The sequence below is a fragment of the Arsukibacterium sp. UBA5043 genome, from assembly GCA_002415085.1.
Lineage (GTDB): Bacteria > Pseudomonadota > Gammaproteobacteria > Enterobacterales > Alteromonadaceae > Alishewanella.
This window is the reverse complement of the sequence record DIBV01000004.1, coordinates 30,918-55,856: the sequence shown is the minus strand read 5'-3', so window position 1 is coordinate 55,856 and position 24,939 is coordinate 30,918. Positions and strand designations below refer to the sequence as shown.

Below are 24,939 nucleotides of genomic sequence, written 5' to 3'. Positions count from 1 at the left end.
GTCCTTATTGGTTAGTTACTGCTGCTTGTTTTGCAAAGGCTTTGCCATATTTTAAGTTAATGATAAATAAGAAATTTAAATTAGAACCATCAAGCCAGACCAACAAATCTCGCCATTATTTGGTGAAAAGCACTACTTAATTAAATAATGGCGCGCGGCTAAAATGACCATCAGGGCATTATTCTGGCCAGTACCGTGGCAGGGCGGGTTAATGGCAGCGCCAGAATGGCTGCTTCGCCGGAAGCAGGAAAGTAGCCGGTCAGGGCAGTAAAATTAACCTGATGAGTAACCAGTACTGTTGGTGCCGGCAGCGTAGCCAGGGCAAACCGTTGCACCAGGGCTGTCGTCTGTTGCTGGCTATCACCACGGCCAGCAAAAAAAGAATTGAGAGCCGGCATGGCTTGTACTTTCGCTATGGCCATTAATTCTGCCGTTTCCAGGCAGCGGCACCATTGGCTGCTGTATAATTCAATGTCAGTTGCAACCTGCGCAACCTGCTGGCGCAACCGAGCCCCCCAGGCTGTTGCCTGTTGCCGGCCCTGGTTATTTAAATTGCGCTGGGTGCCGCAATCAGCCAGCTTAAACCCCGCCGGATCACCGGTGCCGGGTGCTAGCGCATGGCGCATAATCAACACCGCTTTTCCCTCGCGCCAGGCCGCCCAGGCTGTGTCATTGGCGGACAACACACTACTAAACAAGGTGCACAATAGTAATATTACTCGTTTCATTGGCATCGCCTGTTGCTGAGGGTTTACTTATGTTACGGCTTATATTTGGGTCAGGTTTTACTGAAAATATTACGCTTTTGGTCTGTTAAGCGATCATTTCTTGCCAATATCACCCCGCTACAGGTAAGTTAGGGCCATACAATTACGCTGCAACGTGCAATAAGCACTGGCTGATAATACCCAAGAGATACTTATGACATACTCGAAATGGTTTGCCCTGCTAACCACATTACTGCTGACAGGTTGCGCCGGGATGGATAAATCGCAGTGCCTGACAGCTGACTGGCGGACTATTGGTTTTGAAGACGGCGCTAACGGCAAGCCTGAAACGGCCATCGCTACTTACCGGCAGGAGTGTGCGGATCACGGTGTCACCCCTGAGCTTAATGCTTACCGACAAGGGCATCGTGCAGGGTCAGAGCGATTTTGTACCCGCGCTAACGGCTTTAATGTCGGCAAGCGGGGGGCCAGTTACCAGAATAGCTGCATGCCCGATTTAGAAGCAGACTTTTTACCGGCTTACCGTGATGGTAAAGCATTATACGACTTGCAACGTGGCTTAAATACCGCCCGCTCGGCCGTCGATAAGCAACATCGTCTGATCAGTGCGCTGGAACAGGATATCGTAGTGAACACCGAGTTGCTGGTGGCAGACGGGCTGACCCGTGAGGAAAGAGTGCAGCTGTTATACGACATTGAAATGCTGAAAACTGAACTCGATAATGCAATTAATCAGCTACCTGCACTGGAGCATGATGCCTATTTGGCTGAGCAGGCTTATATCAAGGCTGAGCAGCGTTTGCGGGATCACTTGTAACACAGCGCCAGGCATCTGCGTCAGAATTAATCGTCCTGGTCCGCGGCAACGCGGGCCCGGCGTTCTTCCTCTTCGGCAAACGCCGCTTTAATTTGCTCCAGCACCGAATCCACATCGGCGGCGCTGTCATCGGCAATAAATTCGCCGGTTAACTCAGTATCCGGAGTCAGCTCTCCGGCCTCGTACAGCGCCCAAATCTCACCGGCGTAGTTGGTGGTGAGTAACTGCGGCGCATACAAGCCGTAATAGTCGCGCATATTATTAATATCGCGCTCCAGCATCCATTTCGCGTTATTGTTGGCGGCGGCATCTACCGCCTGCGGCAGGTCAATTATCACCGGGCCGTAATCGTCCACCAGCACATTAAACTCAGACAAGTCGCCATGTACCAGCCCCTCGCACAGCATCACCACCACGTATTGCATCATGGTAGCGTGATCGGCCAGCGCAATATCTTCAGCCATAGCAACGTCCCCTAAGCGCGGCGCCACCATGCCTTCATCATCGCAAACCAGCTCCATCAGCAGCACGCCGTCATAACAACCATAGGGCTGTGGTACCCGCACGCCCGCTTTCGCCAGTTTAAACAGCGCATCGACCTCGGCATGTTGCCAGCTTTGTTCCTGCTGGGCACGGCCAAACTTGGAGCCTTTTTCAATGGCTCTGGCCCGGCGGCTGTTGCGCCCTTTGCGGCCTTCCTGATACAACACCGCTTGTTTAAAGCTGCGTTTGTCCGCTTCTTTATAGACTTTGGCGCAGCGAATATCCTCGCCACACCGGACGATATACACCGCAGCTTCTTTGCCACTCATCAGTGGCCGGATAACTTCATCCACCAGGCCTTCGTCGACCAGCGGCTGAATACGTTTCGGTATTTTCATAGCGCCCTTATACCCTAGTTAACAACGACAGGGAATATGTTAGCGCCAGCCTGACGTTAAAAAAGTCAGACCACGCCCCCCGACCTATAGCTGTAAAGGCTTTAAGCGGTAGCAGATCCTACCACACAACCAGTAATAATTACTGCCAACGGTAATTTTTACTAACTTCGGGCTCCGCTATTACAGTGAGTGCTCAATACTTTTTTAATCTGTTCAGAATGTTAGCGTATTGGCATGATGCTCGCTTCACCCGCCAGTACATTCGTGCAGAAATTTTCCTGTTTCTGATGTATTTGTTAACTGTAAACACGAGGAGATGACCATGAATATTAAAGACGTGATGACAGCTAATCCGGTTTTAGTTAAACCATCTACTTCAGTAAAAGAAGCTGCGGCGCAAATGGCACGTGAAGGTATTGGATTCATTCTGGCCGGTGCCGATGATGAATTAAAAGGTACCCTGACCGACCGCGACATCGTACTCAGAGCCGTGGCTAAAGGCAAAAATGTCGATAGCACCACCGTGGCCGATATTCTGACTGATGATTTACTCTATTGTCGGGAGGATCAGAATGTCGAGGAAGTCGCCCGTAATATGGGTGAGCAGCAAGTACGCCGGCTGCCAGTGGTTAATGCAGAAAAACGGCTGGTCGGCGTGGTCAGCCTTGGTGATTTAGCTAAGCATTTACGGCCAGAAACTGCCGGCAAGGTGCTTGGTGATATTTCAATGAAATTTACCGGTCACTAACAGCTAAACACAGTATATTCGGAGGTTTTTAATGTCACATGAAAAATATCATGCCTGTATTGATGCCTGTAATAACTGTGCCAATGCCTGCGATCATTGCTCCACCGCCTGTCTGCAGGAAGATAATGTCGCAGACATGGAGCGTTGTATCCGATTGGATATTGATTGCGCAGCATTATGCCGATTTGCCGCCGCAGCAATGGCACGCAGCAGCGAGCATGTCAGCGACATTTGTCGCTTATGTGCCACGCTTTGTGAGGCATGCGCGACCGAGTGTGGTAAGCATCAGCACAGCCATTGTCTGGAATGCGCTGAGGCGTGTCGCAGCTGTGCTCAGACGTGTCAGGCAATGGCTGCCTGAGCCGCCACTCAGCTCAGTATGGCTTTGCTGCCATACAGCATAAAAATCGCCAGCGCTGCCAGCAACAGCACCGTAAATGTCAGGATCATGCCAAACACTCTGAACTTTAGCGGTTCCTGTTGCTGGCTTACGCCGTAAGCGTGCGACAAGCGCCCCACAAGCAAAGCAACACCCAGAATATGCAGATATACCGCTGCCAGGCCACTATATTCAGCCAGAAACATTAGCAACAGGGCAAAAGGTACGTATTCGGCAAAGTTAGCCTGCACCCGTATTGCCCGTTCCAGTAATATCTGGCCATCACTGCCAATTGCTACCTGATACTGATTTCGTCTGCTAATAACCCTGATACTTAATACAATAAACAAGATTGCCAGTATGCCGGCGTATAAAGCGGTCGTCATTATGCGATACCTTATTGTTACAGCAGGCCCGGTGCCGTGCTGGTCGCTAGCAGTATAAGCACATTTAAATGAAATTGCGTGCTAGCCTATTTTTAAGCTCACCGGGCCAACGCTATCATGAATTTACTTCCCCGCTTGGTTGGGATAATCTCTTTGCAACAATTACTTAATTCTAATTTCTAAATCAGGGAATAAATGCATGGCTGTACTGAAGACTGTGGCCCGACGCACCGTTAAACTCTTGCTCGGGTTGTTGTTGCTGGTTACCGCTTTGTATTTAATTCTGCTGGTTATTAACTGGCAGGACGCCGAACCCAATGCCGACAGTTTGCATATGCAAAGCCTGTTGCAGCAGGATGCGATACCAGCAGAGCAAAATGGCTACCACTATTACCTTGCCCACAATGCCAAAAACGAGCTTTTATTAAGCGGACCACTAGAAGAGCTTTATCGCCAGTGCGGCGAAGTAGAGGCGTGCACAGCATCACTGAATGCCCAAACCGATTTAGCTGAGCTGATTGCAGAGCAGCATCAGCTACTCACGTTCTATCAGCAGTTATTGCAATACCCACAATGGCAGGAACCGCCACCGACAATGCAGAGCATACCTGCCTATCAGGGACTATTGCATGGCCAGCGGTTATTTTTATGGCAAGCCTGGCTGGAGGCGAAAAGCGGTAATGTGGAACAGGTACACACTGCTCTGCAAGCAGATTACCAGTTCTGGAAAACAGTATTGGCTAACACCCATAGTTTGATAACAAAAATGATCAGCATGGCGACTGTAAAGCATCATTTTATTTTAGGCACAGCCATTATCAACCAATTGCCGGCAGATCAGCAGCTTGACGCTATACCAGACGGATGGGATGTTGCTTTTAGCGATAACGAGTTAGGCCTGGAACTGGCACTGGCTGGCGAGTGGCATTTTGGCTCCGATATCACGTCCACTATTCGAAACACTGTGCCATCTGAATTTGGTAGTGACGTGAACACTATAGACACAGTTTTTTATTTGTTCGTTCAACCATTAATGCTAGTGGAGGACACAAAGAACATTCACGCCACACAACTGCTGCAACTACAACAGGATAAGGATCATCAACCTACTTCCGCCCCCTGGTATAGCTGGCTGCGCAATCCGCTGGGTAAGATCTTTATGGCAACAGGCACTGCACATTATAAAGACTATCAACAGCGGTTGCTAAAGCTCGAGCAAGAGCGCCAGGACGTCTTGCAAAACCTGAATTTAGCAGGTTAAAGCTTATCAGCAGTTGCCGGAGAACAACTGGCCGCGTCACTAATTTGCTGTTGTAACTGGCGGGCCAGCTCTCTTAATTGCAGCAGTTGCTCGTCTTCCATTGCAACCTGGCAGCGCAGTGCCTGCATTACCCCACTAATTTCTTGCTGCAAGGCTTTACCAGCAGGGGTTAGCACCACCTGCTTTACCCGCTCGTCATTCGGGCTGGGCAGACGCTGCAATAATTGCTTTTGCTCCAGCTTTTTGACTAATGGCGTTAAGGTGCCAGAATCAAATAAGGTTGCCTGGCCGAGCTTACCCAAACTGATATTGTCTTGCTGCCATAGTGCCAGTAATACCACATATTGTGGGTAAGTCAGATCAAACGGTTGCAACAATGGCCGGTACAGCCGCACCATCGCATTCGACACACTGTATAGCGCAAAACATAATTGTTGGTCCAGCGGCAAAGTCAGGCTCATCTCAGGGTCCGGGTTAGTGAAGCACTGCCGCTAAGTATAACGACTTATAATTACGCAGTACACAATAAGCTTGCGCACAAGATAATTGCATGCTAGCTTATTGCTACTTTCCGAAGCATTTATATTTACTAAGGAGTTACCATGGACATTATCTACAAAGCAGTTGTTACTTCTACCGGTGGTCGTAACGGTGAAGCAGTTTCAGATGACGGTTTGCTGGAAGTGAAATTGTCTGCCCCCAAACAACTTGGCGGTGACGGTGGCGCCACTAACCCTGAGCAACTCTTTGCAGCAGGTTATTCTGCCTGCTTTATTGGTGCCATGAAGGCCGTAGCCGGTAAAAGTAAAACCAGCCTGCCTGACAACTTAAGCCTTACCGCTGAAGTAGGCATTGGCAAAATTGAAGGCGGTTTTGGTTTAGACGTTGATTTATATATTAAACTGCCAGGAATGGAGAAGGCCGCAGCCGATAAACTGGTTGAGCAGGCCCATCAGGTATGCCCGTATTCAAACGCGACCCGGGGCAATATTGAGGTGCGGCTGCACGTCACCGTGTAACGCCGCTTATTCGCTGACACCTTATACAAGCGCAGGCTCAGGCCTGCGCTTTTTTATTTTCAATTAGCGCGCTGTACTGCGGACTTTACTGCGCACAGGCCCCCGTTTGCCAGAAGCTACCGTCATTAGATGACAACGTAGTCACCCCCCACGTAGAGCCGGCCATGGCCGCATTGCTGCCGTTAGCAAAATAGTTCGGCGTGTAAAAGTTGCCGGTACTGTAGGCCCTGCCTGCGACTTTATGGCTGTAGTTATTGGTTGTAAAGGCGACACAATTTGCTGGAGGCGGTGGAGGTGGCGGATTATCGACATCACCGTCGCCGGGACTTGCGCTGCTACATGTCTGCGCCGGGCCAACACAGCTGGCGTCATCATCCTGCCAGCGACACTGCGTGCCGGTGATCACATTTTCACGTAATACAAAGCTGGCGGTGCTGTATTCCAGATAGCAATTGGCATAATTGGTGTAGTCCAGCCGGCCGGCACTGATATGCTGGTCCAATGTGGCATTCTGGCCGGCATCGATGGTAAATGTCAGCTGCTCAGCACTAAACAAGCCGCCCTGATCGGTGGCGGTAATTAACGCAGTCTGCTCGCCACCCGCCAGCTGGCAGCGCTGTGCACTGAACACATCACCGCTGATGCTGGCATTAACCGTAACGTTGCTAAACTCCACCGTTACCGTGTCCAGATCGCGGTTTAAATCAAACACCCGGCCACTCACCACTGCGCACTGACCATCCACTGCAACTACCAGCTCAGACAGCTCTGGCGCAGCAGCTGGTGGTGGCGGGCCAATTAGCAACTGTTCGGTGTAAGCGGTACTTAGCAGACCGCCGCTATCAGTAGCGCTGACCGTTAGCTGATACCAGTCATCATTCAGTGCCGGGCTGCTAAGGCTGAAACTACCGGTTGCAGCAGGTGTAGCACTGACCAACTGCTGCTGGCCAGTACTGTCGGTAAAGCTGGCGCTGACCGTTATTGCATCGCCGTCAATGTCAGCAGCATTGCCGGTTACCGTAACAACACTGGCTTGCTGGCTGACATTGATATTGGTCAGCTCAGGGGCACTATTGCGATTCACCCGCTGGTTATTGTCCAGAAAATACTGACCCAGATACACCGCATAATTAATGCTGTTGCCATTAATATAAGCGCCGCTGGCGCCCTGCCCACCTGACCAGGCATGATCGACGTTATTAAACCACAACATCGACACCCGGCCATCCTGCCACAGTGTTTCGTCTGCGGTGCGACTGCTTCCTTCACTGATCAGGTTCTCGCCACTCAGCTGACTGACGTTATATAAATCAGCCATACCATTGGCGTTCTGCTCGTTGTAACACAGATTAACGGTGGTATCAGTGCGGCCATGGGCGATGGAGGCAATCTGGCTATCGAAGTGGCTGGCATAGCTGCCGGCATACTGGGCACAGCGGCTGGCAACATTGGCAGTTTCGCAGGGGCCAATGGCACCACTGGAGCTGGTACCAATACTGGGCCCGGCACTGATGCCCATGCCGGCAAACACATCGGGTGCCAGGCAGGCAGTGGTATTGGCAAAGGCTGCACCGGATGATAGGCCGGCAATATAAACCTGATTCGGGTCTATCTGCAGGTTTACATCAGCCAGCAGATTATTGGCCAGGGTAATTAAATTTTTATAGTCACCGGCACTGCGGGCTTTAGTGCCCTGCCAGTAAGACCAGCAACCAAAACCCGCTTTGTTCATGGCATCTGGCACCGCAATGACCAGGCCGAACTGCTCAGCGGCCGCGGTTAAATTGGCACTGAGATAGGCATCAATCGACTGGGTACAGCCATGCAACACTACCAGCAAACCACGGCCCTGGCCAATGGCCGACACACTGTCTGGCGTGTATAAATGCACTTTATTAAAACCGCCGACACTGACATTTTGCTGCCAGCTACCGGCAAAAGCCGGCATGGCAAACAGAGCTGCCGCAAAGAGTATAGCGGCCGCTACTGCGCCGGCCCGGCTGAAAGCTTGAATTTTCACGTCTGTTGTTCCTTATCATTATTTTCATTTAAGTGAACACCGCAGCGACGCTACTTTTCCCTGTTCCGACCTCTTACTTTGCGGTAGCAAGCCCCGGTGCTTACCAACTATAGAAGTCGAACAGCCATTACGGTTTAGTACTTTAGTGCTGCTTCAGGGTTTTATGACGGAGGCGTTTGCTGACAAACCTGACTCGCAAGCCCGGCAGGAATAACGTAAACTGCCGGCAAAATACCTGATTGCAGCTCCTATGACAAAATCTGCCCAGCTACACCCGCGCAACCCGCATCAGGGCCGCTATGATTTAGCGCAGCTAAGCAGCGGCTATCCGCCGTTACAGCAACATCTGGCCGTTAGTCCGGCTGGTGAACAAACCATTAATTTCAGCGATCCGGCGGCGGTACAGGCACTGAATGCTTCGCTGCTTAAGCACTACTATCAGGTTAGCTACTGGCAATTACCACCGGGCTATTTATGCCCGCCGATACCGGGCCGGGCCGACTATATTCACTACGCCGCCGATTTACTGGCCGGGCCGGATGGTATACCCAACGGCAAACAGATTAACCTGCTGGATATTGGCTGTGGCGCCAACCTGATATACCCGATAATCGCCAATCGTAGTTATGGCTGGCGTTGTATCGGCACTGATATTGATGTTGTGGCGTTAAAAGCCGCCCGGTTAATTATCGACAGCAACCCAAAGCTACAGGGCCAGATAAGCCTGCGCCACCAGTCTGCGGACAACAGTATTCTGCTTGGCATTATCAAGCCCAGCGACACCTTTGCCCTGACTGTTTGCAATCCGCCGTTTTACGGCTCTGCCGCCGAAGCTGCCGCGGCTAATCAGCGCAAAAGAACTAACCTGAAACTGGCAGATAGCCCACAACAACGTAATTTTGCCGGTCAGCAGCATGAACTATGGTGTCCGGGCGGAGAACTGGCATTTATTAAGCAATTAATTGCTGAAAGCGTTGAGTTTGCCAGCCAGGTTGGCTGGTTTAGCAGCCTGGTATCACAGCAACGTCATGTTAAGGCTCTTATCGCGGCAGCGCGTCAGGCCGGCGCGGCCGAAATTAAACAGATTAATATGCAACAAGGCCAGAAAAGCAGCCAGCTGCTGGCCTGGCGTTTTTAACCAGCGACATAAACCCGGCTAAGCAGTAATTACCAGCGGGCAAAATGATCTTCAGCCAGGCCCTGCTGGCCGTTGCAATTAATTTGCTGGCCGTCACTCAGAGCTATCCTGCCATGCCAACTGCCGCAATACTGGCGAAAATTACTGGCCAGCAGCCCCAGGTTCAGCCGTTCCTGGCGTTTGGCTGCCGGCATAAACTGTAATTTAACCGCGCCGCACTGACTCACCACCTGCCAGGGAGTATCGGGTTGCTGGCGGTTAAATATAAATTGCAACGGCGGCAATCCGTAGCGCTTACCGTTTAACCAGCAGCAGTTCTCAGTACCGCCGGTTTCATTAACGCCGGCCGCTAAGTTAAACCCAATAACATCAGCTCCGCTGTAACCACTTAAACTGCCCCAGCGCCAGCTGGTTTCCCGGCGCATATAGCCTGCCGAAAAATCATAGCCGCCGAGCGCACCGTTTACTGCTACCGGCTGCTGGTGCAGATTAATATCTCCACTTACCTGCAAGCCATTATGTTTCTGGGTATAAGTCCAGCCGCTGTAGCCCGTGGGTAAACACAGCGCCAACGGCTCGGCAATATCGCCGGGCGCTAACAGTAGATTGGCACTCAGCTGCTTACTGTGCAGAGCCAGATGCCAGCGATAACCGTCAGGCTCAATGCTGATCAGGTTATTGGCGCTCTGGATCCGCGCCACACCGGCAACGGGCGAATGGCTCATCTGACTGCGCCGCCTAAAAGGTTGCAGCAATTTAAACTCGGTTAAACTGGCGGTATTGCGCTGATAAAAGTAAGCAAAGCCGGAACATAAATAGCGGATGTCCGCTATTGCGGCGGCCAGGATCCAGTCCGGGTGGCTGATGCTGACAAACTGAAACTGCTTATAGTGGGCCCAGCGCGCCAGACCGGATGCCAGCTTATCCATTGGAGTGCGGTACACGAAATCAGCCAGGTTCAGCTCAGTAACCGGCTGCGTAAACATACCGAACCGTGGCTGACCATCAGGCTGTATCAGCCTAAAAGCGCCGGGTTGCGTGCTGGGATCTGAGCTAACCGTATTGGCCATAACTATTCCGACAATAACAATTCGGCGTTTAATCTAAACGTTACGCTGCTACTTCGCACCCGTTTTTTAAATAAAAAAATCCCGTTTATAAAAGGCGCGATTATTACTCATCGGTACAGCGCCTTTCGGCCATAAATTATCCATTGCTGAATTGCCGCAACTTTGCTAACTTTCCGATGTCAATTACTTACATTTGCCCAACTGATTTGTTAACAACTTAACAAGCAACGTGGGCCTTCATTTTAATCAATGGTGGTAGGGTTTCCCATGTTTAAACGCAGCTTGCTGATCTCATCTGTTATTTTACTCACTGCCTGTGGCGGCGGTGGTTCAGGCAATATTGGCAGCGGGGGCGGCTCAGGCGGCGGTGGCTCTGGTGGTGGTTCAGGGGTTACCCCTCCCACCTGGACCCCTGGTGTATTTGCCGCCGAAAGTAATTTTAAAAACTACTGTGCCACACCACGCACCGGTACCGACCCGTACAATGACAACCAGCCTTATCCTGACCGGGCTGGCACTACCATGCATGAGAAAATGTGGCTGCGCTCCTGGAGTAACAACACCTATTTATGGTACCGCGAGCTGCCTGATAATAATCCGGCAAATTTCAACACGGTCACGGCGTTTTTTGACCAACTGAAAACCGACGAGCTCACAGACTCCGGCGCCGAAAAAGACAACTTCCATTTTTCTCAAAACACGGCAAGTTATAAGCAGCAAACTCAGTCAGGCGTGACGTCAGGCTATGGTATCAGCTGGTCGTTTGGCAGTACCAGACCACCACGTTCGTTACTGGTTGCCTACACCGAACCGGATTCACCGGCTGCCAATGCCAATATATTGCGTGGTGCAGATCTGGTCGAAGTAGATGGTGTGGATTTTGTAAATGACAACACTAATGCTGGCGTTAACGCGATAAATGCTGCGCTGTTTCCGCAAAGTGCCGGCGAGCAACATGAGTTTGTATTTATAACCAATGACGGTAACACCCTTACCGTGACTCTGACCTCAGCTGATGTTGCCAGCAGCCCGGTGCAAAATGTCCAGATACTGGAAACCGATGCTGGTAAAGTAGGCTACTTACAATTTAACAGCCATATTGCGCTGGCGCAGAGTCAATTGATTAACGCCGTAAACAGCTTTGCCAATGCCAATGTAAACGAGGTGGTACTCGACTTACGCTACAATGGCGGTGGCTTGCTGGCACTAGCCTCCCAGTTCGCTTATATGGTCAGTGGCGATGCCATCATTCAGGATCGTATTTTTGAACAAACGGTATTCAATGATAAATATCCGAACCGCGATCCGGTAACCGGTCAGACCTTAAGCCCAATGCCGTTTTACGGCTTTGAAATTGATTACGAAGGGGGGCGTTTAACCAACACGCCGCTGCCAGAATTAAACCTGAACCGGATTTTTGTATTATCGACTGGCGATACCTGCTCGGCCAGTGAAGCTTTTATTAACGGCTTACGCGGTATTGATGTTGAGGTTATTCTGATTGGCGACCAAACCTGTGGTAAACCCTATGGGTTTTATCCTACCGATAACTGCGGCACCACCTACTTTACCATTCAGTTCAGCGGTGTTAATGCTAAGGGTTTTGGTCAATATGCCGACGGTTTTTATCCAACTCCGGTACCCACCTTCGCTGCTGACGTAAAAGGTTGCCAGGTAGCTGACGATTTCTCAGCCCAGCTTGGCGATCCCAATGAGAATATGCTGGCTAGCGCGTTGCACTATGCCACATTTGATAACTGTCCGCTGGGGGTCGCAGGCCAAAGCCTGAGCCAGTCACAGCGGCAGGATGATGGCAGTGGCCTGAGCATTCACCGCCATAACCCACGGATGGAGGCCTTTTTACTGGAAGATAAAATTAATCAGCCTATCAAACCGGCGCAGGATAAACATTAATGACACGAAGATTGCTGCTGAGTGCCAGCCTGCTGACTGGCTTTATATTGCTGGCAGGCTGTCAGAGCATCAAAGCGGAGCCGCAACCCGCCTGGCTTACTAATATGAGCCCGGCGATTAAGGCCGAGCTGCAGCAGGCAATTACAGAACTGATTGCTGGCCAGCCGGTAAAGCTGGCTGATACAGTATTCAGCAATAGCCACCGGTTGTTTATTGAACAGGCCATACTGCGCGATGCCCAGGGCCTGCCGATAATGGGCCGCCATAGTCAGCCGGCCATATTACTGGAGCTGCAGCAAGCTGATGGCCAGTGCCTGCTGAGCCACCCAGCCAGCGGTCGCTTTGTAAAACTCAGTACCAGTGACTGCCAGCGGGTTGCAGTCGCTGATCAGTAAATACCGGTTAGCAGTGGCAGCAGGGGCTGGATACTATTAACAGCCCTGGTCTTCCAATGTTACTTTTTTCTGCTTAATGCACCTTACCGGCTAGCTGTTCAATCTCGTGTTGCAACGCTTTACGCAGCCCCAGCGCAAACCCCATTTCAGCAACCACAAACAATGGCCCGACAAACAGGCCAACGATATCATCGACGAAAGCTGGTTTTTTGCCTTCATAATAATGGCCGATAAACTGCAACAGCCAGCCAATTGCAAACAGCAGCAGCGAACTGCCAAGCCAGACAGCAAACGGTTGGGCGGCCAGCAAGGTAGCCAGCGCGAAGCAGCTGCCGCTAAATAACAGCATCACCAGCCCAAAGCGCAGGTCGAGCCGGAAATAAAAAAGCGCCGTAGCAATAAACAATAACAACGCCGGGGTCAGCATAATGCCTGCAAGGCTGACCAGGGGCAGTGACAATAAACTGAAAATGGCCACGATGATTAAGGGTATGCCAATATAATGGGTTTTAATGTTGCGCTGGTCACGATGATACAGCGCATACTGGCTTAAATGTTCAGTCAGGTTCTTCATCGTTGGTGGCTCCGATTAACAATGGAATTGGTGGAAAATAGACTTTACCAGCAACTGATGCTGCCGTTTTTAATAAATCACTCTGACCCATTTTCCACATTTTTTTATTTTAGTGTAATTTCGGGTAATAGTGCCAGTTTACTGGCTCACTACCAAACCATAACCCGTGGGGCGGTAGCCTAAGTGCCACTCGCGGTCGCCACTGATAAAGGGGTTGTCATGGCCCATATGCTGGCGGGTGCGCTGGTTAAGCTGCAGCTCTGCAGCACTTACCGGGTCTAGCTTATGCCAGGCCATAAACAGTTGCTGCTGGGCGCGTGATAAGCTCAGGTTGTATTTATCAGCCATGTAAAAATAAGTGCGGGCAATATCGCCGCGCACCACAAATGGCGGTTCAAACACCCGTTGCTTAAAATCGACCTTCACCGGACAGGCGCCGTGCTGCGCGGGTGCGCTGGGTAACATGCCAAAACGGTAGTTACTGCGATCGCCATTAACCTCGCCAATCGCCGGAACCAGGTTATATAAATCGGCTTCCATTGCCTTAAAAGCGCTATCGGTTTTCACACAGTTTTTGCGACCACCATTTTGCCAGCATTGGCGCTGATGACCAAAATGATGGGCCGGCACGACATGCTCCCATTCAATGCGGCTGGCCCGCGGGCCATTTTTGCGGATTTGATAACCACAGCCTGCCAGATCAGGCATACCTTTACTGCCCTGCCAGCGAATAGCGCAGTCACAATAAAAGCTGTTGGCTTCGGGGGCATGAATACGCTGCGCCAGCTTTTTGGCTTGCTCAAAATTAGCCGGCGCCGCCTGAGCGATAACCGACAACAGCAGCAAACTGCTGCCAACAAACATAATAAACCGCATTCACTACCACTTACTTCAGTGAAAAAAACCGCTGCCAGTGTAACGCTAAATACTGCACAGCGGCTGATTAAATTGCTACGACGTATTTATGCGTTTCAATTGCCAAAAGAGCCCGCAGCACCGGGAAATACTACCGGGCTTTCAATGCCATCCTGGCTGATACTGGCTACCCCGAAGAAGTAATTATCAATAACCACATTTTCCAGGGTGAACTGGCTAACCTTGCCTACTTCACGACTAAATTGCCAGTTAGGGGCATCGGTATAACGCCAGTAAATTTTATAGCCTTTAACCAGTTCGGCTTCCTGAGGCAGGGGTTCAGACCATGACAGCGTGGTGTTGGCCGATACTGCGCCTTTTATGGTAACGTCGACCGGTGGATTGGGTGCCCAGGCCAAACTTGCCAGGGTTACTGCATTTAACGCGGTAAGTTTGGCGGCATAAGCAAAGTCGACACCGTCGATGGTATCACCGTACACAATGCCATTTTCGGTGCGTAGATCCTGATGCTGGCGATCATAGTGCTCGTTGGTTTCCATAATACGTACCGCCGGATAACCCAGGTCATTGAATGGCCGGTGGTGGCCACCACGGCCAAAACGGTCCAGCCGGTATACCGGCATCACATCCAGGTTCGGAATATAGCGATCAGCAATCACATCGATATAGCGGGCCAGATTGCGGGTAGGCGAATCATTTTCACCACCGGTAAAACGGCGTTGCCGCGCCTCCTGCTCTGTTTCATTGGCCCGGGTGCCTTCGGCAAATACCCGGGCAGTCGTATTATCTATAACCCCATTGATACCGGCAGTGTTACCGATCATGTCGTTATTCAGCACCGCTTTAATCCGCCAGCCCGCCTCTTTTGCCTGTGCTGCCAGAATTTTGCCGCCAAATAAGCCCTGCTCTTCGCCAGATAACGCTGCATAAACAATAGTGCCATTAAACTGATACTTGCTCAGCACCCGAGCTGCTTCCAATGCTCCGGCTACGCCAGAGGCATTATCGTTAGCGCCCGGCGCGTCACTGGTAAAATCCATAACATCGCTGACTCGCGAGTCGATATCACCGGCCATAATCACATAGCGCCCGGGGTCTGTTTTGCCACGTTGGACGGCAATAACGCTCACCACCTCCGTTGCATCCGGGATCCGGGTTTCGCCTTCAATAACCGCGCTGGAGTAAGATACTTCCAGACAGCCTCCACATTCGGCTGAAATGCGCTCAAACTCGGCTTTAATCCAACGCCGTGCCGCACCAATACCGCGGCTGTCCGATTCTGTTTCGGATAAAGTATGGCGGGTGCCAAAGCTGACCAGCTTGGCGATATCACGCTCAATATTTTCTGGCGACGGTGCGACAGCTATAGCATGCAGCAGTTGCTGTTTGTCGTCAGCTTGCTGCGCCTGCACTGGCAGAACAGTAAGCAGCGACGCCGCAAGCAATCGATTAAGAGTAAACATGATGGTGCGTCCTGATAGGCAATAAGCTGAATATTACTATACGGTTATTCTGGGCCAACTGTGGTTAAAACCAGCGTTATCTGTAGCGTTTTGCTGGCAGTTTGTCTTATTTGGCCAGGTTTGGCGTTCCCATTATTTATAAGTTGTAAACCAAATGTCATGTTGGCGTGAAATGACAATATTTCAGGGCAATAGCTCAGTATGCTGAACCGGTGTTAAAGGGGTTGAGTTGTCACTAACACTTCGCTGGCTTTGCTGGCGGCTCATGCACGGATGTCTTGAAAAACAATAAATTACAGGACGAAAACATGCGAGCTTTAATCTTAACTTGCCGCAGTATGCTACTTGGCATAGTGCTGTTTATTACCCCGCAGGCGCTGGCCGACGTTATTTTACACGCCTTCGACTGGCATTATAACGAGGTGGCCAACCGGGCAGAGGAAATTAAAAATCTGGGCTATAAAGCGGTATTGGTAGCCCCACCATTAAAATCTAATGCGGGTAACTGCGCCTGGTGGCAGCGCTATCAGCCACAGGACATCCGGGTTATTGACCATTGCAAAGGCAACAAGCAATCGTTTCAGGCGATGATTAATGCCCTGAACGACAGTAACCCGGCTCGGCGGGTTGAGGTGTACGCCGATATTGTATTAAACCATATGGCCAATGAGCGCAATGCTGCCACAGACTTTCCTGGCCAGGCAGCCCTGAATAACTATGCCAGCAACCCCACTTACTGGAATAACCAACGCTTATTTGGCAATTTAACTCAGGGTTTATTCAGCCCCTGGGATTTTAACCCCGCCAATTGCATCCAGAATTACAACGATGTCTGGCAGGTGCAGAACTGGCGTTTGTGTGGCGGCGGTGGCGATAGTGGGTTACCTGATCTCAACCCAAACAGTTGGGTGATACAACAACAACGGGCTTACCTGCAAGCCTTAAAAAATATGGGCGTGAAAGGCTTTCGGGTTGACGCTGCCAAGCATATGACGGTTTGGCATATTAACCAGATCTTCACCAGCACTATCAAAAGCGGCATGTACGTATTTGGTGAAATTATTACCAGCGGTGGCGCCGGCAATAATGAGTACAGCAGTTATCTGGCGCCTTATATCCAAAGCACTGATCACAAAGCTTATGATTTTCCGCTATTTGAAAGCCTGCGCCGGGCATTTAACCCCAGTGGCAGTATGAACGAGCTGGTCGACCCGGGCGCTTATGGTCAGGCGCTGCCGAATAGCCGGGCGGTGACCTTTACCATTACCCACGACATTCCCACTAATGATGGGTTTCGCTACCTGATTATGAACCCGACCGATGAGTATCTGGCTTATGCCTATGTGATGGGACGTGATGGCGGCAAGCCGCTGGTGTTCAGTGACAGTACCGGCACCGACAATAACCGCTGGGTGAATGCCTTTAGCGCCAGCTATATGCAGCGCATGATTAACTTTCATAACCGGATGCAGGGTCAGGGTATGGAAGTCCTGGCATCGAGCAGCTGCGCTATTTTGTTTCGCCGCGCTCAGGAAGGAGTGGTAGGCATTAATAAATGCGGTAGTCAGGTAACCTTTAATGTCAATACCAGTGGCCGTTTTTACTGGTACCGCACGTATCGGGATGCCCTGAGCGGTGGTGCCACGTTCAGCATTGGTGGCAGTAATCACAGCTTTAGTATTCCAGCCCGTCAGGCCAGAATGTGGTATGCCGATTAAGGCTATTAACAAGAAGTGTTAGTGGGCGTTTTGCTGGGCTTTTTTAAGCAGTTGTGGCAGGGTAAATGAATTCATTTCAGGAGTTGGCCATGACCAGAGCTTATACCCGCATTATCTCCTTTAGCCGTTGTTTTAGCATTACAGCAGTGGCGCTGAGTTTGCTCAGCGCCTGCACGGATCCCAGCCCAGACGCCAGTCAGCACCACCTTATTGCCAGCCTTACCGAACCGCAACGGCTGTTATTTGAACAGGGCCAGTTAAAAGCCTACAGCTGTGCTGCCTGTCATGGTCGCAATGGTATCTCTGCTCACCCTGCTTATCCCAGCCTGGCTGGCCGCGCAGCCAGTGAGTTAGCCAGCGCACTCACGGCCTACCGCACTGGCGATCGCAAACATGCGCTGATGACCCCACAGGCCCGGGGGCTGAATGATGCCGATATCGAGGCGCTGACGTATTATTTTTCGTTGCAAAACCCGCCGGCGACCAGCGCGCAAACTGAATAAGCATATGCTGATACGCTGACTGTTGGCTAAAAAATTTGCCAATTAAAAAGGGCAGCCACTGGCTCTGGCTGCCCTTCTTTATCACTATAACCTTGCAGCCAAGCTGTTACCTGGTGCCGCCTATGGTCATTTCGCTGTTCATCACTACGCCTTGCTCATCAATGTCCATATTAACCTGAATTTGCATATCCATATCGGTTAATGAACTTAATTCATCAGGCACAGGCTGGCCACTGGCTCGCATCGTTTCAGCCATAATGCTGAAAAAGCGAGCATAATCCATACCAATGCTTAGCATGCCGTTCTTCTCAATGGTTTGGGCTAAGGTCGCTTTTGCCTGAGAAGTGCCTTTATCACCAGCATAAACCACCAGATGCGAATCATTAACCTGCAGCATCGGCGTTACGCCAAAGGCGTCCAGCATCGGTAATACGCTGTTTAATGCCAACTCTTCACCATCCGCAGGCAAGCTTATTTCGGCCATACCCGGCACCATACCTTTTAATCCTTCAAGATAGTTGCGGGCATTTTTCACGGTAACGCTTAGCATGGCGTCCACTGCAGCTACCTGCATGGTATTCGGATCCAGCACTAAGTCGTTAATGGTTACCGATGCGCCCCTTACCTGGTTTACCATGGCGCCGGCTGCCAGCATTGCCATTGGGTTGGCCTGCTGCATTTGTTGCTGCAGTTGTGCCAGTTGCGGGCACTGATAAGCAGGTTGGGTTAAGCCACGCCAGATTTTTGTAATTGCAGGGGCAAACTCTGCCATATCTAAACCCAGCGCCATGCTAAATACAGCACCATTCATGCCCTGTGCCGCATGGCTGGGTACAAAACCACGGATGCCACCTAAGGTGGTAACGGTATCGGTATTGGTGGTGGGCAGCAGCATTTTACTGCGAACATGGGTTGCCTGTCCGGCTTTGCTATTAATGCTGCTATCAAGATAGATACCGGGCCAGCTGTTAGTAATGGCAGCTAAATCCTGCTGACACTCAGTACTGCGCCATGGCTCCATCATCGCATTGAATTGCGGGTTAGCCATTAACTGCACATCGTTTGCCAGGCGGTTGCCATCAGTGGTGGTCAAGCCGGTAACGAGTTGCTGAAAACTGATAAAGCCGATGGCATTCGGGTTTAATTTGTATTCTGACACCATATTGGCCAGCTGATTGTCGCTGGTAATATTTCGTTCAGGTTTGGCGGCCATCAGCACCAGTTGGCGGGTTTGTTCACCCTGGATTGGCAGCACTAGCGCCATATTACCCCAGCCATCGGTTACCGACACCAGTAGCTCAGCACTGAACTCACCAACCGTAAAGGTGTATGAGCGGTAGCCGCCGGCATCACCGGGTATGGCCTGATGACTGATCCCACTGGCCTCTTCAGCGCGATCAAATAATTGCCAGAACGCTGCCTCATTGGCCAGTTCAATTCGCATGACGGGTGCCAATCCCACCAGATAGCTTAGTGAGCGCATCTGGGGTTTAATCCCGGTGAGTACCTCTAACTGTTCCGGTTGCGCTAACGCCCGCATATACTCATGCGCCAAACTAAAAATAAACTGAAGTTGTGGCTCGTCAGAATTTGCGGTAAGTTCTGCCAGCTGTTGCAAACTGGCCTCACTGTAATAATCCGGGCTTAAACCAAACGCATTAAGGTAGGCCACAAAATCTACTGGCTCTAATTGCGCAGATAAAAAAGCGGTGTCTGCCGGCACATATTCCAGTTCAGCGTGATCCACGTCGGCGCTGTCTGTTCCGGTGAGTTTAATATAACCATAAACCGCGCCGGCAATAATAGCCGCCACCACGAGTAATTTACGCATCACTGACTCCTTGATATTGTTGTTAAATCCTGAATTTTTCTTTCCGCTATTGCTCTACATTTCTGTGTTTCTATGCAACGCTGGCTGGTTAAGCCTGTCATTGCGCCCGATAAAAACGCATCGATATTACATTCTTAACGGCTTAATAACAATGTTACTGCTGTGGCTGGAGCTGTTTTCCGGCAAGCTTATTCGTCACTGGAAAACAATGCCAATAAGTCAGCCGCCTCACCCTGCCATAACTGGCCTTTACTGCCCCCTAACAACTGATCTGCCAGGCCTTGCTTAAAGCTCTGTAACTGCTGCACTTTTTCTTCTACTGTGTTGCGGGCTATCAATTTATAAACAAATACCGCCTTGTCCTGGCCGATACGATGCGCCCGATCGGTGGCCTGTTGCTCTGCCGCCGGATTCCACCAGGGATCATAGTGAATAACGGTATCCGCTGCCGTCAGGTTTAAGCCGGTGCCGCCCGCTTTTAAGCTGATTAAAAACACCTCAGTCTCACCGTTTTGAAACGCATCAATCTGGGTCTGGCGCTGTTTAGTCTGGCCGGTCAGTTTACTGTAGCTTATGTCCATATACTGCAGTTCCTGCTCAATTAAATGTAGCATGCTGGCAAACTGACTGAACAATAATATGCGCCGCCCCTCTTCCAGCATTTCAGGCAGGGTGTCACGCAGCCATTGTAATTTGGCATTATGGCGCACCGATTGTGCCTGCTCTATCGGCACTAAGCGGGCATCACAACACACCTGACGCAGTTTTAATAAGGCGTCTAAAAATTCAATCTGGCTGGCCGCCACCCCCTTGCGCACAAACAACTCACGCACCTTGGTTTCCATAATTAAACGGATACTTTCGTACAGGTTGCGCTGGTCCGCTTCCAGCTCCAGCAACTGCACTATTTCCGTTTTTTCCGGCAGTTCGGTTGCGACCTGCCCCTTAGTCCGACGCAGCATAAACGGCGCTATTTTCTGGCGTAATACGCGGGCCCGTTCAGCGTCGCCATGTTTCTCTATCGGCTTACGATATACCTGACTGAAATGTTGTTCGGTACCCAGCAAACCTGGCAGCACAAAATCAAATAATGATTTTAACTCGCCCAGATGATTTTCCAGCGGCGTTCCCGTTAATGCCAAACTGAAATCGCGATGCAGCACCCGGACACTTTGTGCAGCCTGACTGCCAGCATTTTTAATGTGCTGCGCTTCATCCAGCACCACCACACTAAAGCGATGTTGGCGGTACAGGGCTATATCGCGCACCAACAGCGGATAACTGGTAACAATAAGCTGATAATCAGCCAGCTGTTCGAACAAGGGCCGCCGTTTCGGACCATACACCTGCAGTACTTTTAGATCGGGGGTAAAACGACGCGCCTCCTGCTGCCAGTTGCCGAGCAAACTGGTGGGGCAAACAATTAACGCCGGCTGTTGCAGCTCACCCTGTTGATACTGCTTTAAAATAAAACTCAGCGTTTGCAGGGTTTTACCCAGTCCCATATCATCGGCCAGCACGCCCCCTAAGCCATACTGTTTTAAAAATGTCAGCCAGTTTAAGCCCTGTTGCTGATATGCCCGCAACGTTGCCTGCAGATTATCTGGTAAAGCGACATCGGTAATCCCGCTGAAATTATGCAGTTGCTGGTTAAGGCTGGCGAGACGGTTGGCATTTAAATACTGAATTTCAGCCGCGCCGGGTGGCGGTAAAATCGCGGCTTTAAAGTCGGGCAATTCCAGGGTCAGCGGCGCCTTGTGCATATTCAGCAACTCGACAATAGTATCGATTAGCGGCTGAATTAAACTCATTGGCAACGCCAGTTTTCCCTGCGGTAAGCTAAGCCAGATTTGCTGCTTATCGCCGGGCAGGCCATTCTGGCGCAGCCACTGACTGATTAACGGTAACAATGGTACCTGCTGGCCATCAACGTCGACTTGAATACCTAATTCAAACCCGGTTTTTTTACCGTCCTGCACCTGCAAATAGGGCGTTGCTGCCAGAATATCCAGATTAAAGTCACTGGCCTGCTCTACCAGCCAGCCATCGTCGCGCAAGCTGTCGAGCTGCTGCAGCAAAGGCTGCCACAACTCAGGATTATCGGGGCCATCTCCCACCCCAAACGCCGCTTGCTGCTCGTTCGGGGCAGGTAAGGTGGGCAGGCTCAGCAGCTCCAGCTCCAGTAATACTTCCAGCGCTGCGGTTTCACTGGCCCGGTGCCGTTTAACAAAATAGGTACGCGAACCTTGCTGCACCTCGGTTTGCAGCGCCTGTAAATCCAGCGGCAATCGCTGCTTGTCGTAATCAAAACTGAGTAAGGCAACCGGCTCTTGCCGGCCTTTGCTGTGGCGTGACAACATTTTTAACTGCAGTACCGGGGTCGGCTCAACATTAATTTGCTCAACGCCTAACCCCTCGGGCATTGGCAGGCTGATTTTCGGCAATAATTGCTGCAAACGGCCCAGTCGGCTTTGCAACAATGCTGCCGGTGCCGGTGGCATTTTCGATAGCAGCTTTAACTCGCGGCCACTCAACGGCGTAACCAGCAACCCCAGCTGATAGCTATCGGTATCCAGATAACAAGGCGGATCAGTAAAAACCAGCACGCTGTTGTGGTCATCGCCAATTTGCCAACCTAACTGCTGACCCGCTTTGCTATTGTGCCAGCTTAACTCCAGTGGCCGCTGTTCTGCCCAACTGAGCGGATAGCGCGCTTCGCTGAACATACACCGCTCTGTTGCCAGTAGCTGCTGCAGCAGCTGATATCCCCAGTTATCTTCCAGCACCGACTGTTCGGCCAGGTTATGGCTGCGAAACAAGGTTAGCAACTGATAATCACTGTCATTAAGCCAGGAGGGGGGCTGTGGACTGACTAAATCGTATTTGCCGATTGCCTGGCCTTTAGTGTAGCCGCCCTTTTTCATCGGCCTTACCCGCCGTGGATAAAGTTGCAGGCCCGCCTGACCGTAGCTCAGTAAATACAGCACGGTGTCTCCATTGTCATCCTGCACGGGTTGCTGCAGCTGCTCCAGCTCGGTAAACCAGTTATCCAGCTTTAATTGCGGCAGCTGTTTTATGCGCAGCTGCTGCTGTGAATAGTCGCGCTTTAAACGCAGCAATACTGCCAGAATATGTTTGCAACGATGGCCGACCGGGCAGCTGCAGCTGTCGCGCAGCGACCAGCCATGGTCGGTTTGTGCCAGCACGATATTTTGCCGGTACGGTGAAAAGCCCGCCCCCCAGACCTGGGCGCTGATCTGGCTTAAATCATCGCTGTATTCTAGTTTAAGTACTTTGCCTGCTTGTAAATAAGCCCGGGCACGGTGCAGGGTGGCGCTGTCAAACCATTGCAACAGACGGTCTTCATCCAGGGGAAAAGCATGCTGTTCGGTGGGGCTATTCAAAATATCGTTAACTCATACTGAAGTGACTTCTGGCGGCATGGACAAAACCTGACGCCAACGAAAACCTCCATGCTAGCTTACTTTGCTGGCAGACCAAAGCGTCTTTGTCAGTTACTGGTCGTTTTTCAACAAAATAGGACATTAAAAATAGTAGTCGAGACTTAGTTCCAGATAATCGTCACGGCGCAGGTTGTATAGCACATCGCTTACATCATCGGCCTGAAACAACCAGGCATTCAGGCGCAGCCGCAGGCTGTTGTTCAGCCGCATCGACGCTTCCAGCCTGGCACTGCGGCTATGGCTGCGATCTAAATCCTGCAGTACCCCAAATAATATCTCGCTGCCGGCCACATCATTTAACGCCAGCCGCCAGCCAACAAAAATGTCATTCTGACCCGTTACCGACGCCCGTACCCCACGGCTGTCATATTGATATTCTGCCAGCCAGCCTAAATCCCAGCTTCGGTTAAACACGCCAACCCGGGTATACTCATAACCAGCTGTTGCGGCTACAAACTCTTGCGGGCCGCTGCGCCGGTAGATACTTTCAAGCTTCCATAACCAGTCACCTGCCACATACTGGGCATCGACACCAAATTGCTGCATCTGAAAATAATAAGGCTGTAGTTGTTGCTGTGCCGGTTGGGCAATCAGCAGCGGCTCGCGGCTGTTGCCGGCAAAATAACTCAGCCCCAAATCCAATGAACTAAAACGCTGCGACCAGCGCAAGGCAAAGTCCAGATTGCGCCTGTCGTCGCTCGATTCATATATAGCACTGTCATGCTCGACTGGCCAGGGTGCTGTTAGCCGGCCAGCGGGGTCGGCAAATAATCGCTCCCTGAAATACGGTAGTAAATATAACTCCAGGGTGCCGGCACTGTTCCAACCCTTAAAACTGAGCATCGGCTGGCCCAACCGGGCTTCCATATCCACCCCGCCGACCATGTCCACCTGATTGATCACATCGACCAGGCGCTGTGATTCACTGACACCCCAGAACACGATATCGCTACCGGCCTTAAACTCCCAGTTGCTGGCTGCATACCGCCAGTAGGCCTGTTGCAAATCCAATAAATTGCTGGTGCTGTCGCGCTGCTGCCAACGCAAAAATGGGGTAAGCTGAAAATGCTGGCTGCCATCTTCATTCTGCCACGACCAGTCTGACAACAAACTGACGATCGTATGAGCCCTGGCCTGACCTGCCGCACCGGTTTGACCAAAATAACGCTGTGCTGCGGTTAATTGATGCTGTTGGCGTAAACTAAAGCTGCTTTCTGACTGAGCATGCGATGGTTGTGTTGCTGCGACAGCCTGGTGTCGGGTATCGGCTGTGATGGCGACCGCCGCTGGCGCTGTTGGCGCAACAGCCGGCGCGTTGACAAATTGCTGTCTGCTTGCTTGCGACTGTACCGCAGGAACAACGGCGGCGGACACCGGAATATTTGCTTTAGCATGGTGATTGGTAGGGTTGGCAGGTGCAATAGCAGAAACTTTTTGCCCTCTAATCGCCTGATAATACCATGCCCGGGCAGCAGCAAGTTCAGTTGCCAGCATGTGGTCACGGCTGGGCACTTGCAACACAGTGCCAGTACGCAATTTATTGATATCACCATTAACAAAGGCCGCAGGATTATTGCGCCATAACGCATACACCACTTGCGGCATGCCAACCGTATCGTCCGGTCTGGCCTGCACCGCAAGCCGCCACAATGTATCGGTCGTGACGACCGGGCCAAGTTCGCTGGCCTGCAATGCCTGGCCGGGTAAGGTTATCGTCAGCGATAGTATCGCCAACAGTAATCCGGCCACCCTGC

22 protein-coding genes are annotated in these 24,939 nt (G+C 51.2%); 10 read left to right on the top strand and 12 right to left on the bottom strand.

Annotated elements, in window-relative coordinates; translation table 11 throughout:
* Positions 1-170 precede the first annotated feature (170 nt).
* On the bottom strand, positions 171-728 hold the full coding sequence (locus B2Q61_RS04435; protein ID WP_290619903.1) for a histidine phosphatase family protein: 558 nt from the start codon (positions 726-728) through the stop codon (positions 171-173).
* 193 nt (positions 729-921) lie between these two features.
* Here B2Q61_RS04435 and B2Q61_RS04430 point away from each other — a divergent pair, with 193 nt between their 5' ends.
* Positions 922-1,545, top strand: a complete 624-nt coding sequence (locus B2Q61_RS04430; protein WP_290619901.1) for a DUF2799 domain-containing protein — start codon at positions 922-924, stop codon at positions 1,543-1,545.
* Between the two features lie 26 nt (positions 1,546-1,571).
* Here B2Q61_RS04430 and B2Q61_RS04425 read toward each other — a convergent pair whose 3' ends face one another.
* The gene (locus B2Q61_RS04425; RefSeq protein ID WP_290619899.1) at positions 1,572-2,426 is read right to left on the bottom strand and encodes a PA4780 family RIO1-like protein kinase; all 855 of its coding nucleotides are present in this window, start codon (positions 2,424-2,426) and stop codon (positions 1,572-1,574) included.
* Between the two features lie 322 nt (positions 2,427-2,748).
* Between B2Q61_RS04425 and B2Q61_RS04420 the strand changes: the two genes are divergently transcribed.
* Entirely contained in the window at positions 2,749-3,174 is a 426-nt protein-coding gene (locus B2Q61_RS04420) for a CBS domain-containing protein (RefSeq protein WP_290619897.1), read from the top strand.
* Between the two features lie 31 nt (positions 3,175-3,205).
* Positions 3,206-3,535 (top strand): four-helix bundle copper-binding protein, encoded by a 330-nt coding sequence (locus tag B2Q61_RS04415; RefSeq protein ID WP_290619895.1) that lies wholly within the window; start codon positions 3,206-3,208, stop codon positions 3,533-3,535.
* Positions 3,536-3,543: 8 nt separating this feature from the next.
* On the opposite strand, the gene B2Q61_RS04410 is transcribed toward B2Q61_RS04415, so the two are convergent.
* The gene (locus B2Q61_RS04410; protein ID WP_290619893.1) at positions 3,544-3,939 is read right to left on the bottom strand and encodes an MAPEG family protein; all 396 of its coding nucleotides are present in this window, start codon (positions 3,937-3,939) and stop codon (positions 3,544-3,546) included.
* Positions 3,940-4,138: 199 nt separating this feature from the next.
* Here B2Q61_RS04410 and B2Q61_RS04405 point away from each other — a divergent pair, with 199 nt between their 5' ends.
* Positions 4,139-5,200, top strand: coding sequence for a hypothetical protein (locus B2Q61_RS04405; protein ID WP_290619891.1), 1,062 nt, complete (start codon positions 4,139-4,141; stop codon positions 5,198-5,200).
* Here the strand turns inward: B2Q61_RS04405 and B2Q61_RS04400 are convergent.
* Positions 5,197-5,661, bottom strand: a complete 465-nt coding sequence (locus tag B2Q61_RS04400) for a MarR family winged helix-turn-helix transcriptional regulator (protein ID WP_290619889.1) — start codon at positions 5,659-5,661, stop codon at positions 5,197-5,199. The genes B2Q61_RS04405 and B2Q61_RS04400 overlap by 4 nt on opposite strands.
* Positions 5,662-5,802: 141 nt before the next feature.
* On the opposite strand from B2Q61_RS04400, the gene B2Q61_RS04395 reads away from it, so the two are divergent.
* Positions 5,803-6,219 carry an organic hydroperoxide resistance protein gene (locus B2Q61_RS04395; RefSeq protein ID WP_290619887.1) on the top strand — a complete coding sequence of 139 codons (417 nt, stop codon included), beginning with the start codon at positions 5,803-5,805 and terminating at the stop codon, positions 6,217-6,219.
* An 85-nt stretch (positions 6,220-6,304) separates the two neighbouring features.
* On the opposite strand, the gene B2Q61_RS04390 is transcribed toward B2Q61_RS04395, so the two are convergent.
* Positions 6,305-8,239 carry a PHB depolymerase family esterase gene (locus tag B2Q61_RS04390; RefSeq protein ID WP_290619885.1) on the bottom strand — a complete coding sequence of 645 codons (1,935 nt, stop codon included), beginning with the start codon at positions 8,237-8,239 and terminating at the stop codon, positions 6,305-6,307.
* Positions 8,240-8,489: 250 nt separating this feature from the next.
* Between B2Q61_RS04390 and rlmF the strand changes: the two genes are divergently transcribed.
* Positions 8,490-9,377 (top strand): 23S rRNA (adenine(1618)-N(6))-methyltransferase RlmF, encoded by an 888-nt coding sequence (gene rlmF / locus B2Q61_RS04385; RefSeq protein WP_290619883.1) that lies wholly within the window; start codon positions 8,490-8,492, stop codon positions 9,375-9,377.
* Between the two features lie 29 nt (positions 9,378-9,406).
* On the opposite strand, the gene B2Q61_RS04380 is transcribed toward rlmF, so the two are convergent.
* Complete coding sequence (locus B2Q61_RS04380) at positions 9,407-10,447, bottom strand: DUF2804 domain-containing protein (protein WP_290619881.1); 1,041 nt, start codon at positions 10,445-10,447, stop codon at positions 9,407-9,409.
* 267 nt (positions 10,448-10,714) lie between these two features.
* Between B2Q61_RS04380 and B2Q61_RS04375 the strand changes: the two genes are divergently transcribed.
* The gene (locus B2Q61_RS04375) at positions 10,715-12,361 is read left to right on the top strand and encodes a S41 family peptidase (protein WP_290619879.1); all 1,647 of its coding nucleotides are present in this window, start codon (positions 10,715-10,717) and stop codon (positions 12,359-12,361) included.
* Positions 12,361-12,756 (top strand): hypothetical protein, encoded by a 396-nt coding sequence (locus B2Q61_RS04370; RefSeq protein WP_290619877.1) that lies wholly within the window; start codon positions 12,361-12,363, stop codon positions 12,754-12,756. The genes B2Q61_RS04375 and B2Q61_RS04370 overlap by 1 nt, the downstream gene beginning before the upstream one ends.
* Positions 12,757-12,829: 73 nt before the next feature.
* On the opposite strand, the gene B2Q61_RS04365 is transcribed toward B2Q61_RS04370, so the two are convergent.
* The 3 genes from B2Q61_RS04365 to B2Q61_RS04355 all read right to left on the bottom strand — a co-directional run bounded on the left by B2Q61_RS04365 (position 12,830) and on the right by B2Q61_RS04355 (position 15,669).
* The gene (locus B2Q61_RS04365) at positions 12,830-13,330 is read right to left on the bottom strand and encodes a DUF962 domain-containing protein (protein ID WP_290619875.1); all 501 of its coding nucleotides are present in this window, start codon (positions 13,328-13,330) and stop codon (positions 12,830-12,832) included.
* Between the two features lie 138 nt (positions 13,331-13,468).
* Positions 13,469-14,206 carry an endonuclease gene (locus B2Q61_RS04360; protein WP_290619873.1) on the bottom strand — a complete coding sequence of 246 codons (738 nt, stop codon included), beginning with the start codon at positions 14,204-14,206 and terminating at the stop codon, positions 13,469-13,471.
* Positions 14,207-14,301: 95 nt separating this feature from the next.
* Positions 14,302-15,669, bottom strand: coding sequence for a M28 family metallopeptidase (locus B2Q61_RS04355; protein WP_290619871.1), 1,368 nt, complete (start codon positions 15,667-15,669; stop codon positions 14,302-14,304).
* A 308-nt stretch (positions 15,670-15,977) separates the two neighbouring features.
* On the opposite strand from B2Q61_RS04355, the gene B2Q61_RS04350 reads away from it, so the two are divergent.
* Entirely contained in the window at positions 15,978-17,387 is a 1,410-nt protein-coding gene (locus B2Q61_RS04350) for an alpha-amylase family protein (RefSeq protein ID WP_290619869.1), read from the top strand.
* Positions 17,388-17,476: 89 nt separating this feature from the next.
* A complete protein-coding gene (locus tag B2Q61_RS04345) occupies positions 17,477-17,890 on the top strand; it encodes a c-type cytochrome (RefSeq protein WP_290619867.1) in 414 nt (137 codons plus the stop codon).
* A gap of 106 nt (positions 17,891-17,996) precedes the next feature.
* Here the strand turns inward: B2Q61_RS04345 and B2Q61_RS04340 are convergent, their stop codons facing one another.
* The 3 genes from B2Q61_RS04340 to B2Q61_RS04330 form a co-directional block, all read right to left on the bottom strand.
* On the bottom strand, positions 17,997-19,721 hold the full coding sequence (locus tag B2Q61_RS04340) for a hypothetical protein (protein WP_290619865.1): 1,725 nt from the start codon (positions 19,719-19,721) through the stop codon (positions 17,997-17,999).
* 188 nt (positions 19,722-19,909) lie between these two features.
* The gene (locus B2Q61_RS04335; RefSeq protein ID WP_290619863.1) at positions 19,910-23,125 is read right to left on the bottom strand and encodes a DEAD/DEAH box helicase; all 3,216 of its coding nucleotides are present in this window, start codon (positions 23,123-23,125) and stop codon (positions 19,910-19,912) included.
* Positions 23,126-23,266: 141 nt separating this feature from the next.
* Positions 23,267-24,919 carry a FimV/HubP family polar landmark protein gene (locus tag B2Q61_RS04330; RefSeq protein WP_290619861.1) on the bottom strand — a complete coding sequence of 551 codons (1,653 nt, stop codon included), beginning with the start codon at positions 24,917-24,919 and terminating at the stop codon, positions 23,267-23,269.
* Between the last annotated feature and the right edge of the window lie 20 nt (positions 24,920-24,939).

Excerpts from the sequence above, each read along its gene's own strand:
- B2Q61_RS04435 (WP_290619903.1), bottom strand. The coding sequence starts at position 728 with ATGAAACGAGTAATATTACTATTGTGCACCTTGTTTAGTAGTGTGTTG.
- B2Q61_RS04430 (WP_290619901.1), top strand. The coding sequence starts at position 922 with ATGACATACTCGAAATGGTTTGCCCTGCTAACCACATTACTGCTGACA.
- B2Q61_RS04425 (WP_290619899.1), bottom strand. The coding sequence starts at position 2,426 with ATGAAAATACCGAAACGTATTCAGCCGCTGGTCGACGAAGGCCTGGTG.
- B2Q61_RS04420 (WP_290619897.1), top strand. The coding sequence starts at position 2,749 with ATGAATATTAAAGACGTGATGACAGCTAATCCGGTTTTAGTTAAACCA.
- B2Q61_RS04415 (WP_290619895.1), top strand. The coding sequence starts at position 3,206 with ATGTCACATGAAAAATATCATGCCTGTATTGATGCCTGTAATAACTGT.
- B2Q61_RS04410 (WP_290619893.1), bottom strand. The coding sequence starts at position 3,939 with ATGACGACCGCTTTATACGCCGGCATACTGGCAATCTTGTTTATTGTA.
- B2Q61_RS04405 (WP_290619891.1), top strand. The coding sequence starts at position 4,139 with ATGGCTGTACTGAAGACTGTGGCCCGACGCACCGTTAAACTCTTGCTC.
- B2Q61_RS04400 (WP_290619889.1), bottom strand. The coding sequence starts at position 5,661 with ATGAGCCTGACTTTGCCGCTGGACCAACAATTATGTTTTGCGCTATAC.
- B2Q61_RS04395 (WP_290619887.1), top strand. The coding sequence starts at position 5,803 with ATGGACATTATCTACAAAGCAGTTGTTACTTCTACCGGTGGTCGTAAC.
- rlmF (WP_290619883.1), top strand. The coding sequence starts at position 8,490 with ATGACAAAATCTGCCCAGCTACACCCGCGCAACCCGCATCAGGGCCGC.
- B2Q61_RS04380 (WP_290619881.1), bottom strand. The coding sequence starts at position 10,447 with ATGGCCAATACGGTTAGCTCAGATCCCAGCACGCAACCCGGCGCTTTT.
- B2Q61_RS04375 (WP_290619879.1), top strand. The coding sequence starts at position 10,715 with ATGTTTAAACGCAGCTTGCTGATCTCATCTGTTATTTTACTCACTGCC.
- B2Q61_RS04370 (WP_290619877.1), top strand. The coding sequence starts at position 12,361 with ATGACACGAAGATTGCTGCTGAGTGCCAGCCTGCTGACTGGCTTTATA.
- B2Q61_RS04365 (WP_290619875.1), bottom strand. The coding sequence starts at position 13,330 with ATGAAGAACCTGACTGAACATTTAAGCCAGTATGCGCTGTATCATCGT.
- B2Q61_RS04360 (WP_290619873.1), bottom strand. The coding sequence starts at position 14,206 with ATGCGGTTTATTATGTTTGTTGGCAGCAGTTTGCTGCTGTTGTCGGTT.
- B2Q61_RS04355 (WP_290619871.1), bottom strand. The coding sequence starts at position 15,669 with ATGTTTACTCTTAATCGATTGCTTGCGGCGTCGCTGCTTACTGTTCTG.
- B2Q61_RS04350 (WP_290619869.1), top strand. The coding sequence starts at position 15,978 with ATGCGAGCTTTAATCTTAACTTGCCGCAGTATGCTACTTGGCATAGTG.
- B2Q61_RS04345 (WP_290619867.1), top strand. The coding sequence starts at position 17,477 with ATGACCAGAGCTTATACCCGCATTATCTCCTTTAGCCGTTGTTTTAGC.
- B2Q61_RS04340 (WP_290619865.1), bottom strand. The coding sequence starts at position 19,721 with ATGCGTAAATTACTCGTGGTGGCGGCTATTATTGCCGGCGCGGTTTAT.